General features: G+C 69.9%; 15 protein-coding genes. 9 read left to right on the forward strand and 6 right to left on the reverse strand.

Going from position 1 to position 14,508, the window contains the following annotated elements; translation table 11 throughout:
* Positions 1 to 130 precede the first annotated feature (130 nt).
* Positions 131 to 1,027, reverse strand: a complete 897-nt coding sequence (locus tag H7965_RS22665) for a cupin domain-containing protein (protein ID WP_186772857.1) — start codon at positions 1,025 to 1,027, stop codon at positions 131 to 133.
* A gap of 200 nt (positions 1,028 to 1,227) precedes the next feature.
* Between H7965_RS22665 and H7965_RS22670 the strand changes: the two genes are divergently transcribed.
* Both H7965_RS22670 and H7965_RS31200 read left to right on the forward strand, forming a co-directional pair.
* A complete protein-coding gene (locus H7965_RS22670; RefSeq protein ID WP_186772858.1) occupies positions 1,228 to 2,430 on the forward strand; it encodes a Zn-dependent hydrolase in 1,203 nt (400 codons plus the stop codon).
* Positions 2,431 to 2,545: 115 nt separating this feature from the next.
* Positions 2,546 to 2,677 (forward strand): hypothetical protein, encoded by a 132-nt coding sequence (locus tag H7965_RS31200; protein ID WP_261394344.1) that lies wholly within the window; start codon positions 2,546 to 2,548, stop codon positions 2,675 to 2,677.
* Between the two features lie 30 nt (positions 2,678 to 2,707).
* On the opposite strand, the gene H7965_RS22675 is transcribed toward H7965_RS31200, so the two are convergent.
* From H7965_RS22675 to H7965_RS22690, 4 genes are all read right to left on the reverse strand, one after another.
* Positions 2,708 to 3,673 (reverse strand): D-2-hydroxyacid dehydrogenase family protein, encoded by a 966-nt coding sequence (locus tag H7965_RS22675; protein WP_186772859.1) that lies wholly within the window; start codon positions 3,671 to 3,673, stop codon positions 2,708 to 2,710.
* Between the two features lie 130 nt (positions 3,674 to 3,803).
* The gene (locus H7965_RS22680) at positions 3,804 to 5,642 is read right to left on the reverse strand and encodes a heavy metal translocating P-type ATPase (protein ID WP_186772860.1); all 1,839 of its coding nucleotides are present in this window, start codon (positions 5,640 to 5,642) and stop codon (positions 3,804 to 3,806) included.
* A 35-nt stretch (positions 5,643 to 5,677) separates the two neighbouring features.
* Positions 5,678 to 6,124, reverse strand: coding sequence for an acyl-CoA thioesterase (locus H7965_RS22685; protein WP_186772861.1), 447 nt, complete (start codon positions 6,122 to 6,124; stop codon positions 5,678 to 5,680).
* The gene (locus H7965_RS22690; RefSeq protein WP_229682644.1) at positions 6,121 to 7,008 is read right to left on the reverse strand and encodes an ABC transporter substrate-binding protein; all 888 of its coding nucleotides are present in this window, start codon (positions 7,006 to 7,008) and stop codon (positions 6,121 to 6,123) included. The genes H7965_RS22685 and H7965_RS22690 overlap by 4 nt, the downstream gene beginning before the upstream one ends.
* Before the next feature lie 225 nt (positions 7,009 to 7,233).
* Here H7965_RS22690 and minC point away from each other — a divergent pair, with 225 nt between their 5' ends.
* From minC to minE, 3 genes are all read left to right on the forward strand, one after another.
* Entirely contained in the window at positions 7,234 to 7,980 is a 747-nt protein-coding gene (gene minC / locus H7965_RS22695) for a septum site-determining protein MinC (RefSeq protein WP_222440759.1), read from the forward strand.
* A 141-nt stretch (positions 7,981 to 8,121) separates the two neighbouring features.
* On the forward strand, positions 8,122 to 8,943 hold the full coding sequence (gene minD / locus H7965_RS22700) for a septum site-determining protein MinD (RefSeq protein WP_186772863.1): 822 nt from the start codon (positions 8,122 to 8,124) through the stop codon (positions 8,941 to 8,943).
* Positions 8,943 to 9,248, forward strand: a complete 306-nt coding sequence (gene minE, locus H7965_RS22705) for a cell division topological specificity factor MinE (RefSeq protein WP_186772864.1) — start codon at positions 8,943 to 8,945, stop codon at positions 9,246 to 9,248. Before minD ends, minE begins: the two co-directional genes overlap by 1 nt.
* 79 nt (positions 9,249 to 9,327) lie before the next feature.
* Here the strand turns inward: minE and H7965_RS22710 are convergent, their stop codons facing one another.
* Complete coding sequence (locus tag H7965_RS22710; RefSeq protein ID WP_186772865.1) at positions 9,328 to 10,209, reverse strand: FkbM family methyltransferase; 882 nt, start codon at positions 10,207 to 10,209, stop codon at positions 9,328 to 9,330.
* A gap of 127 nt (positions 10,210 to 10,336) precedes the next feature.
* On the opposite strand from H7965_RS22710, the gene H7965_RS22715 reads away from it, so the two are divergent.
* The 4 genes from H7965_RS22715 to H7965_RS22730 form a co-directional block, all read left to right on the forward strand.
* On the forward strand, positions 10,337 to 11,431 hold the full coding sequence (locus H7965_RS22715; RefSeq protein ID WP_186772866.1) for a serine hydrolase domain-containing protein: 1,095 nt from the start codon (positions 10,337 to 10,339) through the stop codon (positions 11,429 to 11,431).
* Between the two features lie 374 nt (positions 11,432 to 11,805).
* Positions 11,806 to 11,952: a hypothetical protein gene (locus H7965_RS22720; protein WP_186772867.1), complete on the forward strand. Its 147-nt coding sequence runs from the start codon at positions 11,806 to 11,808 to the stop codon at positions 11,950 to 11,952.
* A gap of 563 nt (positions 11,953 to 12,515) precedes the next feature.
* Entirely contained in the window at positions 12,516 to 13,100 is a 585-nt protein-coding gene (locus H7965_RS22725) for a hypothetical protein (protein ID WP_186772868.1), read from the forward strand.
* A gap of 116 nt (positions 13,101 to 13,216) precedes the next feature.
* Positions 13,217 to 14,508: SdrD B-like domain-containing protein (locus H7965_RS22730; RefSeq protein WP_186772869.1), on the forward strand; the 1,292-nt coding region annotated here is incomplete at its 3' end.

Here is a 14,508-nt window from a genome sequence, read left to right on the forward strand (position 1 = left end):
CGGATTGACTGAAGCCCTGCCGTGCGGCGCATGCGCTGTGGCAAGAGTGGCGGAAGGAGCAGGGCGGATTAGCGCCGGTAAGGAGGGAACACCGGAGCCCCCGCAAGGCCATGCAGCGGTTTTGCGGGAGTCAGGGCGCGGGGTAGTCACCGGCGTTAAGCACCCAGCCGGAGGTCGCGGAGAAATCCGCCCGCGGCGGGCAGAACACATCGACCAGCGTGTTCATTCCCGCGCCCACCGCCTGGGTGGTGTGGATCGCCGGCGGTGGGATGACGCAGACCGAGGGGCTGCCGCACTCATGGTGCTCATCCGCCCGCCACTTGGTCATGTCGGTGGTCCAGGGCCAGCGCAGATGGTGGGTGAAGGCGCCTTCCAGCGCCAGCGAGCCCTGCTCGAAATCGTCGTGGTGGTGCGGCGACATCTTGCGCGGATCGCGCTTGCCGGGCCAGCCGTAAAGGCAGTTCACCATCAGCGTGGTGCAGCGGAAGATGCGGCCGAAGCGGTCGGGCGAGGCGGGCACGTCCAGGCTGTAGGCACGCACCTTGAAGCCGCCGGGCGGCGCGGGCCAGGACACGGCGGGCGCCACATGCCGATGCGGCGTCGCATAGGCCGCGGCATTGCCGCAGCTGGCGGCGAGATCCGCCGAAGCCGTGGTCAGGATGCGCCACAGCATGCCGCCCTTGACCATCCGCAGGCTGCTGTCGCCCGGCGGCAGCACCACCAGGCTGTGCCCGGCGATGCGTTCGGTGCCCGCCGGGGTCGTCACCTCCACCACGGTCGCGGCATCAGGCAGCAGCGCCATATATTCATCGGGCTGGGCGGTGCGGGCGAGCACCGCGCCGGGTTGAGTCTCGCTACAGGCGACAAGGAAATTCTGTCCGCGCGTCAGCCAGGTGCGGGCCAGCGGCTCCACCTGCTGCGGCGGCTCGCGGTCGTAATGGCCGAGGCTCGCGGCATCGAAGGGGCCGTTGGTCGGCTTCGCGGTGGCGGCGGCGAGCCGCGCACGCGGGTCGGTGTTGTCGTACATCCTGTCCCTCTTCCTGGCGCGGAACTTGGGCCGCCGCACCAGTGCTGCCTGGTTTCGCAGCACTGGCGCCGCCGCTTCGCCCGTAATTGGACGATAGGCGATCAGTCCACGCTGTCCAGCGCGCAGAGTCGATCAGCAGGCCATTGCCGAAGCCGCGGCAGCGCGGCACGCTTTTGCGCCGCAATACCGGGATTTCCGCCATGCCGCTGATCGACACCGCACGCTTCCTCCGCGACCTCAACGAACTGCGGCAGATCGGCCGGTACAAGACCGGAGTGCACCGCCCGACCTATTCGCCGCAGGATATGGAAAGCCGCCGCTGGCTGCTGCAACGGCTGGAGGAATGCGGGCTGAAGGCGGAGATCGACGGCATCGGCAATGTCTTCGGCCGGCACAAGGGGCCGGGGCCGCATCTGCTGGTCGGCAGCCATATCGAGAGCCAGAATCAGGCTGGCTGGCTGGATGGCGCGCTCGGCGTCGTGGCCGGCGTCGCGCTGGCACGGGCCGGGCTGCCGGTGGATGTCGCCGCCTTCGCCGATGAGGAAGGGCATTTCGAGGGCGGCTTCCTCGGCAGCAAGTCGATCATCGGGATCCTCGGCGAGGAGGAGATCGACCGCAGCCGCAGCCGCAACGACGGCACGCCGCTGCGCGATGCGCTGGCTGCCGCGGGCCTTGCCGGCAAGCCGCGGCTCCGGCTCGACTCTGGCCGCTACAAGGGCTTCTTCGAGATGCACATCGAGCAGGGGACGCAGCTGGAGAATGCCGGGCTGCGCGCCGGCGTGGTGACGGGCATCGTCGCGATCTGGCAGTGGCGCATCACCATCGAGGGCATGCAGGACCATGCCGGCGGCACCACCATGGCGGAGCGGCGCGACGCGGGCCTGGCCGCGGTGCGGCTGCTGGCGATGATCGACCAGGAGTTCCCGAAGCACTGCGGTCCACGCAGCACCTGGACCTGCGGCCGCATCACGGTGGAGCCGGGGGCGCCGAGCATCATCCCGGGCAGGGCCGACATCCTCTTCCAGTTCCGCGACATCGATATGGCGGTGCTGGAGCGGCTGGAAGCCTGCCTTCGCGCCTGCGTGCAGGAGAGCAACCGGCGCGAGCGCACGGTGGCGACATTGACCAACATCAGCAAGTCGCTGCCCGCACCCTGCGACCCGGCGATGATGGCAGCGCTGGACACGGTCGCCGAGAGGCATGCCCCCGGCCTCTGGCAACGCATGCCGAGCGGCGCCGGGCATGATGCGCAATACATTGCCCGGGTGATGCCGGTGGCGATGCTCTTCACCCCGAGTATCAAGGGCATCAGCCACCATTGGGCGGAGGACACCAGGGAGGAGGATCTGGCGGTGTGCTGCGAGATTCTCGGCGACGCCGCGGCGGCCTACCTTAAGGGGTAGCCTGCGCCGCCGGCCCCGGCGGGACATGCGCGGTGACGATGCGCCAGCGCCGCCTTCGCCGTCGGGCTGCCGCCGGCGGCGAAATACCCGGCGAAAGCGTCCAGGGCGAAGGCCGGTGGGACTGTCATTGGCGCAATGCTTCAGCAGATCTTCGGCGGCGCGCAGCAGCGCGCTACCCGGCGCCAGCATCCGGGTGATCGCCACGCGCCGCTTCATGCTGCCAGAACGCCTGAAGGTCGTGCTCTAGAGGCGTTTGACCCTAGAGCCATAATCCGCTCTAGCCGGCGCGCAGTTCACGCACCGGCTTGCCGGCCATGTATCCCTCGATCGCCTCCACCGCGGCGGCGAAGTAGACCCGATAATTCTCCTCGGTGACGTAGCCGAGATGCGGCGTCAGCACGGTGTTCGGCGCGGTGAGGATCGGATGGCCGGGCGGCAGCGGCTCGGTGTCGAAGACATCGAGCCCGGCCCCGGCGATGCGGCCCTCCTGCAATGCCGCGATCAGCGCCGCCTGATCGATCAGCGGCCCGCGGCTGCTGTTGACGATGACCGCCGTACGCTTCATCCGCGCCAGATCGCCGGCGCCGATGATGCCGCGCGAACGCTCCGACAGCACCAGATGCAGGGTGACCACGTCGGCCTGCTCCAGCAGCGCCTCCTTGCTCACCTTGGTGGCGCCCGCGGCGGCGGCCTTCTCCTCGGTCAGGTTCGGGCTCCAGCCGATGAGCTTCATCCCGAAGGCGGCACCTACCTTGGCGACTCGGCTGCCGAGGTTGCCGAGCCCGACGACGCCGAGGGTCTTGCCCTCCAGCGTGCTGCCAAGCCTGACCTGCCAGCGGCCGTTGCGCAGGCTGGCCTCCTGCTCCGGGATGTGCCGCAGCAGCGACAGGATCAGCCCCCAGGTGAGGTCGACGGTCGGGTGCCCGTCGCTCGGCGTGCCGCAGACGGTAATGCCGCGCTCGGCGGCGGCCTCCATGTCAATGGAGCGGTTGCGCGGGCCGGTGGTGATCAGCAGCTTGAGGTTGGGCAGGCGCTCCAGCAGCGCCCGCGGGAAGGGCGTACGTTCGCGCATGATCAGCAGCGCGTCGAAGGGCGCGAGCCGCGTCACCAGCGCTTCGAGGTTGGTGATGGTATCGCGGAACACGTCGATCCGCAGACTGTCCGGCAGCCGGTCCCAGGGGCCGAGCGCCAGGGTGACGCCCTGGTAGTCGTCGAGGATGCCGAGGCGGGTGAGTGTGGGCATGGGGGTTTCCTCCAATGCCGCTCACTGCGCCGGATGCGCGCCCGCAGGTCAACCCCACCAACCGTGGCTCTTCGTTCATGCTGGCGACGTCACGCCTCCCCAGCGCAGGCGCACAATGCGCATCCTCGATTCATGCACGCAGCGCGCGCAATGCATTGACGATCGCGGCGACATTGATCGCCTCCTGCAGCAGCGCGCCCTGCACCGGCGTGAGCCACCCCGCCGCCGCGGCGAGCATGCCGGCGGTAGCAAGGCCGATGCCGGCGCCGCCGCTCTGCAAGGCGATGCGGCGGCTGCGGCGGGCGATGCGGATCGCCTCCACCACCCCGTCGATGCGGTCGACCAGCACCACCGCATCAGCCGCCTGGGCGTTGGCGGCGGCACCCCTGGCGCCCATCGCCACGCCGACATCGGCGGTGGCCAGGGCCGGTGCGTCCTTCACCCCGTCGCCCAGCATCAGCACCGGGCCCTCGGGCTTCTCGCGCAGCACCGCGGCGACCTTCTCCGCCGGGCTGCGGCCGGCCAGCACCGCATCGGCGCCGACCTGCCGGCCAACCGCCTCCGCCACCTCGGCACGATTGCCCGAGAGCAGTACCACTCGCTGGATGCCGGCGGCGCGGGCGGCGGCCAGGGTCGCCGACGCCTCCGGCCGTAGCGGATCGGCCAGCAGCAGCACCGCCGCCGGTGTCCCATCCACCGCCACCAGGCTGCGCACCGTGCCTGGCAGATGCGCGCCATCCGGTGGGAAGTTGCCCGGCGCGACATGGTTGGCGATGAACTCGGCGCCGCCCACTGCCACCGCATGCCCTTCCACCCGGCCGGCGACGCCAGCCCCAGTGGCTTCCTGCACCTCCTCCGGTGCCGCCAGCGCAAGCCCGCGGTGCCGCGCCGCCGCCACCAGCCCGGCCGCAACGGCATGGCCGGAGGCCTGCCCCAGCGAGGCGGCCAGCCGCAGCACCTCCTCCGCCGACAGGGCGCCGAGCGGTTGCGCCTCGACCAGCCGGATCTGCCCGACGGTCAAGGTCCCGGTCTGGTCGAGCAGCATCACCCGGACCCGCGCCAGCGCCTCCAGCGCCGCGCCGCCCTTCACCAGCACTCCGGCGGCGGCGGCCCGCGACAGGCCCCCGACCAGCGCCACCGGCACCGCCAGGATCAGCGGGCAGGGTGTTGCCACCATCAGCACCGCCAGCGCCCGCAGCGGGTCGCCCGAGGCGAGCCAGGCGGCGCCGCCGATCGCCACCGTCGCGGCAAGGAAGCCCAGCGCCCAGCGGTCGGCCAGCCGCGCCATCGGCGGTCGCTCGGCCTGGGCCTGCTCCACCAGCCGGATGATCCCCGCATAGGTGCTCTCGGCGGCCGGCCTTTCGACCAGCAGGTCGAAGGCCTCGCCGATGTTGATGGCGCCGGAGAAGACCGGGTCGCCAGCCGGCAGCCGCAGCGGCATCGCCTCGCCGGTCAACGCCGTGGCATCCAGCACCGCGGGGCCGAGGGTGTGGCCGTCGACCGGCACCATCTCGCCCTGGCGGATCAGCAGCCGGTCACCGGGCCGAAGGGTGGTCAGCGGCACCACCTCCAGCGCCCCGTCCGCGTGGCGGGTCGCCTGACGCGGCTGGCGGGTCAGCAGAGCGGTCATCTCGCGCCGTGCCCGCCCTTCCGCGAAATCCCTGAGGAAGGTACCGCTGGTGAACATCAGCGCGACCACCGCGCCGGCCAGGGGCTCGCCCAATGCCAGCGCCCCGCTCATGGACAGCGCCGACAGCAGGTCGAACCCGGCAGTCCCGCCGCCGAGCCGGCGCAGGATATCGCGCAGCAGCACCGCCAGCACCGGCAGGGTGGCGAGGCCGAGAACCAGTGGCGCCGCCGCCGGCCATACCGCCCTCAGCAGCAGCCCGAGCGCCAGCCCGCCCGCTGCCCAGCCGAGCAGGCTGCGGCGCAGCCGGTGCCGGCCCGCTGCCGGATCCGACTGCTTCATGGCTGCCGTCTCGGGCCCATCGTGATGTGGCGCCGTTACGCCGGCGGCAGCAGCAGCCGGGTCGCCGCCTCGCGCAGCCGGGGCGGCAGCGGCACCGCACGGTCCTGCTGGGCACGGGATACGTAGACGTGGATGAAATAGGCCTCGGCGCTCGCCGCATCCTCGTCGTTGCGGAAGACGCCAAGCTCGTAGCGGATGGAGGAGGTGCCGAGCCGGCCGCATCGGATGCCGCAGGTGACGCGGTCAGGAAAGGTGATGGGCGCCAGATAGCGGCACTGGGTCTCCACCACCAGCCCGACCTCGGTGCTGGTGGCGAGGTCGAGCACCTGGTTCTGCATCAGGAACAGCGCCACCGCGGTGTCGATGAAGCTGTAGTAGGTGACGTTGTTGACATGGCCGTAGACGTCATTGTCCATCCAGCGTGTCGGCATCTCGGTGAACCAGCGGTAGTCGGCGCGGGTCGGCACCGCCGGCCGGCTCATGCGAGCGCCTCCTCGACGATCGCTGCATCGACGCAGGCCTCGAAGGGCAGGATATGCGTCATCGCCCCGGCGGCGACCATGGCGCGGCCGAGCCTCTCCAGCGCCTCGGGCGGGAAGCGTGGCCCCGCGCCCCAGAGGTCGAGCGCCTGGTAGCGGGCGATAGCGCGGCGGCGGTGGTCCTCCGGCACATCGGCGAAGCGCGGCGCCAGCAGCGCGGCGACCTCGGCCGCCGGGGCGGCGCGGAGGAAGCGCAGGCTCTCGTCCATGGCGCGGATCATCGCCATCAGCTCCGGCCGCCGCGCCGCGATCCCGGCCTCGGTGGCGTAGAAGGCGGTATAGGCGGTCAGGCCGCGGTTGGCCTGGGCGTGCAGCACCGCGCCGCCGGCGTCCTCCACCCGGCAGGCGAAGGGCTCGAACATCTGGGCAATATCGAGGTCGCCGCTGGTGACCGCCGCGGCATTCTCCGCCATGCCCGGCCCTGCCGGCGGCGGCAGCGGCGGCAGCCCGGCCTCGGCGAGGTCGCCAGCCAGGCACCAGACCGGCGTCGGCACCTCGGAAACCAGCCCGACCCGCGTCCCGGCGAGATCCGCCAGGGTGAAGCCTGGGCGCGGCGCCGGGCCCATCAGCAGGAAGGGGTCGCGCATCACCACGGCGCAGAAGCTGCGCAGCGTGCAGGACGGATCGCGGCTGCGCATCAACATCGGCCGCATCGGCCCGGACCAGGCAAGGTCGGCCTCGCCGGCCAGCAGCTTCGCCGCGGCGGCATCGGTGCCGCCGGCATCGACCAGCCGCACCTCGCCCCCCTGGCGGGCGAAGGCCCCGCGCGCCTCGGCCAGATAGAAGGGGGCGTAGAACAGGGCCCGGAAGGGCTGCAGCAGGGTCATCGGGCGCAAGCAGGTGCTCCTTGGCGCCGTCCCGGCGGGGCGCGGCATGGCGTGGATCAGGCGCCATTATGCCGCCATCGCGGCCGGCGCACAGGGCGGCCGCCGATTCCCCGCGCCGGATGCCGCATTCGGGCTTCGCCGCGCGGCTTGCCGCCGCTATAGACCCCGGGCGGGTCGGCGCTCCATGCTGTCCAGCCAACCCCCGAGATTCGTGTCGAGTCCCCTTTGAGCCAGACGCTGCCAGAGACGTTCCGATTGCGCGCCGGCAATTTCAACCTGCTGGTTCTGCGGTTGCTCGACCCACGGCCGGAGGCGGTGCTGCCCGCGCTCGGCGACCAGTTCCGCCGGGCGCCCGGCTTCCTGCGCTTCGCCCCTATCGTCATCGGCCTTGGTGACCTGGAAGCGGCGCCGGAGGAGGTGGATTTCCGGGCACTGATCGAAGGGCTGCATGCGCTGGAGATCGTGCCGATCGGCACCAGCGGCGGCTCCGCCGCCATGCGCAAGGAAGCCCTGGCGGCCGGCCTGCCGCCGCTGCGCGCCGTCGGCGGCAAGGATGCCGAGGAACTGCCCGCCGCCGCGCCGCCGCCTGCCGCCGAGCCGACCGAGCCCGCGCCGGCCGGGCCGGATTTCCAGGGTTCCGGACGCAGCGCGATGGTGGTGACGGAGCCGGTGCGGTCCGGCCAGCGGATTTATGCCCAGGGCGCCGACCTGATCGTCACCGGCACGGTCAACCCGGGCGCCGAGGTGATTGCCGATGGCAATATCCATGTTTATGGCGCGCTGCGCGGCCGGGCCGTGGCCGGAGCCCAGGATGACACCGAGGCGCGGATCTTCGCCTTGCATTTCGACCCCGAGCTGATCGCCATCGCCGGCTTCTACGCGGTGCGCGAGCAATTGGGGGATGCGCCGATCGGCCGCCCGACACAGGTGCGGCTGGACGGTGAGGAGTTGCGGTTCGCGCCGCTGGGCTAGGGCAGCTTCCGTTCACATGGGATCACGGAAGTTGCTCTATCGCATTGTTGGCAGGGCAGAATCACGTCGTCGGGCGATGCCGCCCGGCGGCGATATGCTCTAGAACCAGGGGACGGGGAGCTGCAGAGGGGGGATGCGTGCATGGCGCAGGTGATCGTTGTCACATCGGGCAAGGGCGGTGTCGGCAAGACCACGACGAGCGCCGCCTTCGCCACCGGGCTGGCGCAGCGCGGCAAGAAGACGGTGGTGATCGACTTCGACGTTGGGCTGCGCAACCTCGATCTTATCATGGGGGTCGAACGCCGGGTGGTGTTCGACATCGTCAATGTCATCCAGGGTGAGGCGCGGCTGAACCAGGCGCTGATCCGCGACAAGCGGACCGAGGGGCTGGCGATCCTGCCGGCCAGCCAGACCCGCGACAAGGATGCGCTGACCCGCGAGGGGGTGGCCGGCATCATTGAGGAACTGTCGGCCGATTTCGACTACATCCTCTGCGACAGCCCGGCCGGCATCGAGAAGGGCGCGCTGCTGGCGCTGTACTTCGCCGACCAGGCCATCGTGGTGACCAACCCCGAAGTCTCCTCGGTCCGCGATTCGGACCGCATCCTCGGCGTGCTGCAGTCGAAGTCGCGGCGCGCCGAGGAGAAGCGGGAGAAGGTGAAGGAGCACCTGCTCGTCACCCGCTACGACCCGAATCGGGTCGAGCGCGGCGAGATGCTGAAGCTCGAGGATGTGCGCGAGATCCTGGCGATTCCGCTGCTCGGCGTCGTCCCGGAGAACGAGAGCGTGCTGCGGGCTTCCAACACCGGCACGCCGGTGATCATGGACACCGAGAGCGTCGCTGGCCAAGCCTACAAGGATGCTGTCGGCCGCTTCCTGGGCGAGGAACTGCCGCACCGCTTCCTTGAGCCCGACAAGAAGCCCGGGCTGTTCAAGCGGCTCTTCGGGGGGAGGGCCGCATGATGAGCTGGCTCGACTATTTCCGCAGCACCCGCAAGCCCGACCCGCCCAGCGCCAGCGCGGCGAAGGAGCGGCTGCAGATCGTCCTGGCGCATGAGCGCATCGGCCGCACCCGAGAGGATTTCCTGCCGAAGCTGCAGCAGGAGCTGGTGGCGGTGGTGGCGCGCTACGTGGCGATCGACCCCGGCAAGGTGAATATCAACCTCGACCGCGGTGGCGACATGTCGACCCTGGCGATCGAGATCGAGCTGCCCGGGCCGCCTGCCACGGCTGGCGCGGCGCGTACCTCGGCCGCGGCGGCTCGATAGGGCGAAGGCCGCTTCGGCGAACCCGAGCCATTGGCGGGAGACTGACGGCCTCGGTCGTAGCAGCGGCTCCGTTTCCTGGTTACCGCGCCAGGAACAGCATGGCGTCGCCGGTGGCCAGCAACTCCTTCGCCGTCACCGGCCGGGGCGTGCCGTCGGCCGCCAAGCGGCGCAGCGGGAAGCGCCTGGCCATGGCGTCCAGCAGCCGCTCGGGCGCTCGGCAGCGCTCGGCCGAGAAGTTCAGCAGCAGCCGCACCGCCGGGCATTCGGACAGTAGCTGCTGCATGCCGTCCCAGGCCGCTTCCTCCGCGCCGCAAAGGTCCAGCTTCACCAGATCCGGCCGTAGCGCGGCATGGTGGTCGAGCGTCTGCACCGGCACCTTGATGCCGGCCTGCGGCTCCTCCGCTCCGGCTGGGCCATGGAGATCCTCCGGCCGCAGATGCGCGCCGGCCGGATCACCCTCCTGCAGCAGCAGCGGCAGGGCGAGCGGAGCACCGGGGCCGGCCAGCGCCGCCTGCACCACCTCCACCCGGTCGGTCACGCCGTTCAGGGCGATGTTCCGCCGCAGCAGCGCGGCGCTGCGCGGGTGCGGCTCGATCGCCACCACCCGGCCCTGCGGTCCGACCAGCTCGGCGGCCAGCAGGGTGAAGTAGCCATAGCCCGCGCCGGCATCCACTACCCGCGCGCCGGGGCGGAGCTGGCGTACCAGGCAGGCGGTGGTCCACCATTCCCAGAAGCCGTCGATCGCCAGATGCGGGCCATGCGTCAGGTCGGCGGCGTCGACCAGCAGCTTGTGACGGCCGAGGCTGCGGCAGAGCAGGACGCGGTCGGCCAGCGGTACCGCCACGGCCAGCGCCCGGACCGCCGCCTCGGCCCGGGCCCGGTCGCCCCCGGCGAGCCGGGAGAGCGGCAACGGCCGCTGCCGCGGCCGCCACAGGTCCAGCAGCGCCGAAACAGCGCGCATCGGCCCGAACCCAAAGGCCCTGTCGCCCTGCGGCATCCTGTGGGAGCCCTCTCCATCAGCGGTAGAGGGTTGTAGAGCAGCCCGCCAGGGGTGGAAACCGCCGGCCTCCGACCGTAGCGTCGTTGCCATGACCCGAATCCCACCGCCGCATCCCACCGCCTGGTCGCCCGAGCCGATGGGCTTCGATCCCGCCGGGCTCGAAGCTGCCGTCGGCTTCGCCCTGGCGCATGAATCGCCCTGGCCGCGCGACCTGCACGCCCATATCGCCGGCGGCTATTTCGAGCCGCCGCCGGACAACGCCATCCTCGGCCGCACCGCGCCGCGCGGCGGGCCGAACGGGGTCGTACTGAGGCACGGCCAGGTGGCGGCCCGCTGGGGCGACACCCGGCAGGTCGACATGACCTTCAGCGTGGCGAAATCCTATCTGGCGATGCTCGCCGGCCTCGCGGTGGGCGACAGGCTCATCTCCGATCTCGACGCCCCGGTCGGCGCCCAGGTGCGGGATGGCGGCTTCGCGGGGCCGCACAATGGCGCCGTCACCTGGCGGCAGCTGCTGCAGAACACCTCGGAATGGGAAGGCTCGCTCTTCGGCAAGGCGGACACCATCGACCGCGGCCGCAACCTGGTGGTGGAAGGGCAGGGGCGGAAGGGCATGCCGCGGCCACTGCACCCGCCGGGGCAGTACTGGGAGTACAATGACGTGCGGGTGAACCGCGTGTCGCTCGCCTTGCTGCGGGTGTTCGGCCGGCCGCTGCCTGAGGTCTTCGCCGAGCGGGTGATGCGGCCGATCGGTGCCTCCGCCGATTGGCGCTGGGAAGGCTACGAGACCTCCTGGGTCGAGGTCGGCGGCCGGCGGGTACAGAGTGTCCCGGGCGGCGGGCATTGGGGCGGCGGCGTCTTCATCCATGCCGAGGACCAGGCCCGCATCGGCCAGCTGGCGCTGCAGGATGGCGTCTGGGACGGTCGTCGCATCCTGCCGGAGGGGTGGGTGGCGCAATGCAGCACGCCCTGCGCGCTCAACCCGCAGTACGGGCTGCTGTGGTGGCTGAATACCGGGCGGAGCCGCTGGCCCTCCGCCAGCGAGGCCAGCGTCTGCTTCTCCGGCGCCGGCGGCAACATCACCTGGATCGACCCGGCGAGCGGTGTGGTCGCGGTGCTGCGCTGGGTCGATCCGGCGCGACTGGACGGGTTCATGGCGGCGGTGGGCGCGGCGTTGCGCTGAAGTCCGGCTGCGGGGAGGGGGGCTACGGATCCGCGGCGTTGGCTGCGTGCGGCGGGGCATTGTCTTGGCATGGCCAAGCCGTCGGGCGCGGATTCACGTCCCGCCGCGATCCGCTTAGAAATCAAGCGATGCCCCGCCCTGATTTGCTGCCGCCGCTGCTCACTCTCGCCGCCAGCCTGGTGCCGATGGGTCGCCCGGCCACGGCTTTGCCGCGCTGGAGCCGGCGGCCGGGGCGATGTTCGGGCACCTGCTGTTCTCCATCATGCCTGCATGATGCCAATGGCGGCTGAAACGCCCGGATGCATCCCAGCCGACCCGAGGCCTATCCGGTCGGCGGCCGCAGGCAGGTGCGGGATATGGCCAACGCGCGGTAGTTGTTCACCCTCGGCGAGCCCTGGCTGCGCCGCGACGCGGAAGAGATCCGCGCCACCTTCCCGGACCTTGCGCTGACCGAATCCCTTGGTGTGCGCTTCGGTGAACCTGCCTTTGCGTTGACAAGGGCAGGACGCGCAGGACGCTGACCCCATAGCACCGGCCCGTTGGTACGATGCCGCCGACCTGCCGCTGCGGGGTGGCCAATGGCAGATCTTAAACGTATCTATATACAATTTATTAATCATTTTTGATACAAAATCTTGATCTTTCCCTGGAACATCCGTTCGCCGAGCGCGACCTCGGAGAGCAGGGCTGCCTTACACACGGTTCGTCCCCGGTTTGCCTGACGCCGTTCCGGCACGGCCGCAACGGTGCGGCCATCTGAGCAGGGTACCGGCAGCCGGCAGCAGACCAACCTGTAAGCCATTCAGATCAGGGCGCTGCGGTTAAGACAACTGCGGGCGCACCGCATCCACGCCAACCCAACATGGCTGGTTTGACCCGCCATGCTTACGCGACGAAGGAATTTTTACTTACAATATACAGGAATATTTTCTTAAATCGCATTAAAGGTTTGAAACTCTGAAAACTATGCTCTCGACGCGCTGGTCGCAGGTACTGGTCAGAGTTGACTCATTTGTGACGTCTCATTAGATGGCCCGTGTGCCGATCCTTAAAACAAATATGAGTAATTGAGAGGGGATTTGCTGTGCAAAATTTCACCAAAAGATTCAAGTCGTTGCGACGGAGCCTGCTTGCCGCGGCGATTCTGGCGTTCAGCGCCCCAGCATCGATGGCGGCGGTGTCACTCACCGTTGGGAATTTCGATTTTTATATCGACGGCTGCAGCCTGACGCCGACCGATTGCTCCAACCTCACCCTCACCGCGCACGGCAGCGGCGGCGTGTCCATCAGCGCGCCAGGTGCCCTCGTCGCAAATGGCGACGATCTTTCCTTCACCCTCTTCATCACGCCGCTGAACGGAGTGGAGATCGCCCAGCTGAGCGGCATCCTCATCAACGGTGCGGGGGCGACATTCGGCTGGATCATCAACGACGCCTACGGCAGCGGCCTTGTCGACCTGCCCGCTGGCAGCGCGACCGCAAGCAGCAACCAGTTCGCACCGCAGTCGGACTACATCGAGGTCACCCTGGACCTTAATGCCGAGAATGGTGGGCCCATCCACTCCTTCATCGTCTCCGCCGTCCCGGCGCCGGCGAGCGTGCTGGTGTTCCTGGTCGGTCTGGCCGGGCTGATCGGCGCCGGCGTCTCGCGCCGCGCCAGCGCCACCTGACCGCATCCATCGTCCACGCGCGGCTCAAAGCCCGGGTGCACTAGCGCGGCGCCGTCCTTCGAATCGACCAAGGCCCTGCCGCGCGCGGGGCAAGGCAGCACTCAGGATCCGACCCCATGGAGATCACCCGCAGCTTCGCGAATGTGACCGATGACGGCTTGCTCTTCAGCAACATCCACGCCTCCGAAATCTCGGTCGGCACGACCAACTCCGCCCTGGGTGATGCCGGGATGGCCCCGGTGGGCGCGGTCAACCCACCAACAGGGGCAATCGCCGGCCTGCGCTGGAACAGCTTCGTCGCCGGCGCCAGCGGGCCAGGGTCGAGCCTGACAATTACCATCGACTATGACGTGACCTCGACCGATCCGATGCGGCTGATCAGTGCGATCCGGACCAACTCCTTCGTGCCGGATTCCGCGGTACCCGTCGGCGTCACGCTGTCGCTCAGCGAGGAGATCTTCGATGCCACCAACACGCTGGTGGCGTCGAGCACCTTGACCCGGACGCAATCCATCAACGACACCGTCGATCCCCCCTTCGAAACCGGGGACCTGCAGCTCAGCGCCGGCTACGCCACGCTGCATGTCCGCGTCACGGTCACCGTCTCGATCGCGGAGAGCGCCGCGGCGGGTGCGGCCAGCACCTTCAGCGTGATGAACCAGACGTTCAACACGGCCGCCGCTGCCCATGCCTCGCTCGGCGACTACGTTTTCGAGGACCGCAACGCCAACGGCGTCCAGGACAGCGGCGAGGCCGGGATCGCCGGCGTCACCGTCGAGCTGCTGGACGCCGCCGGCGCCGTGGTGGCGACCACCATCACCGGATCAGCCGGCGCGTACCGCTTCACCGGGCTGGTGCCCGGCACCTACAGCACCCGCTTCGTCACCCCGGACGGCTATGTGCCAACCGTTGCCAACCAGGGCAGCGACGATGCCGCCGACAGCGATGCGGTCGGCGGCGTGACCCAGCAGGTCACCCTGGCCTCGGGCGAGTTCAACGGCACGCTCGATGCCGGCTTCTACCGGCCGGCCTCGCTCGGCGACTATGTCTTCGAGGACCGCAACGCCAACGGCGTCCAGGACAGCGGCGAGGCCGGGATCGCCGGCGTCACCGTCGAACTGCTGGATGCCACCGGCGCCGTGGTGGCGACCACCATCACCGGATCAGCCGGCGCGTACCGCTTCACCGGGCTGGTGCCCGGCACCTACAGCACCCGCTTCGTCACCCCGGACGGCTATGTGCCAACCGTTGCCAACCAGGGCAGCGACGATGCCGCCGACAGCGATGCGGTCGGCGGCGTGACCCAGCAGGTCACCCTGGCCTCGGGCGAGTTCAACGGCACGCTCGATGCCGGCTTCTACCGGCCGGCCTCGCTCGGCGACTATGTCTTCGAGGACCGCAACGCCAA

This window comes from Siccirubricoccus deserti, from assembly GCF_014283215.1.
In the GTDB taxonomy this organism is placed as follows: domain Bacteria; phylum Pseudomonadota; class Alphaproteobacteria; order Acetobacterales; family Acetobacteraceae; genus Siccirubricoccus; species Siccirubricoccus deserti.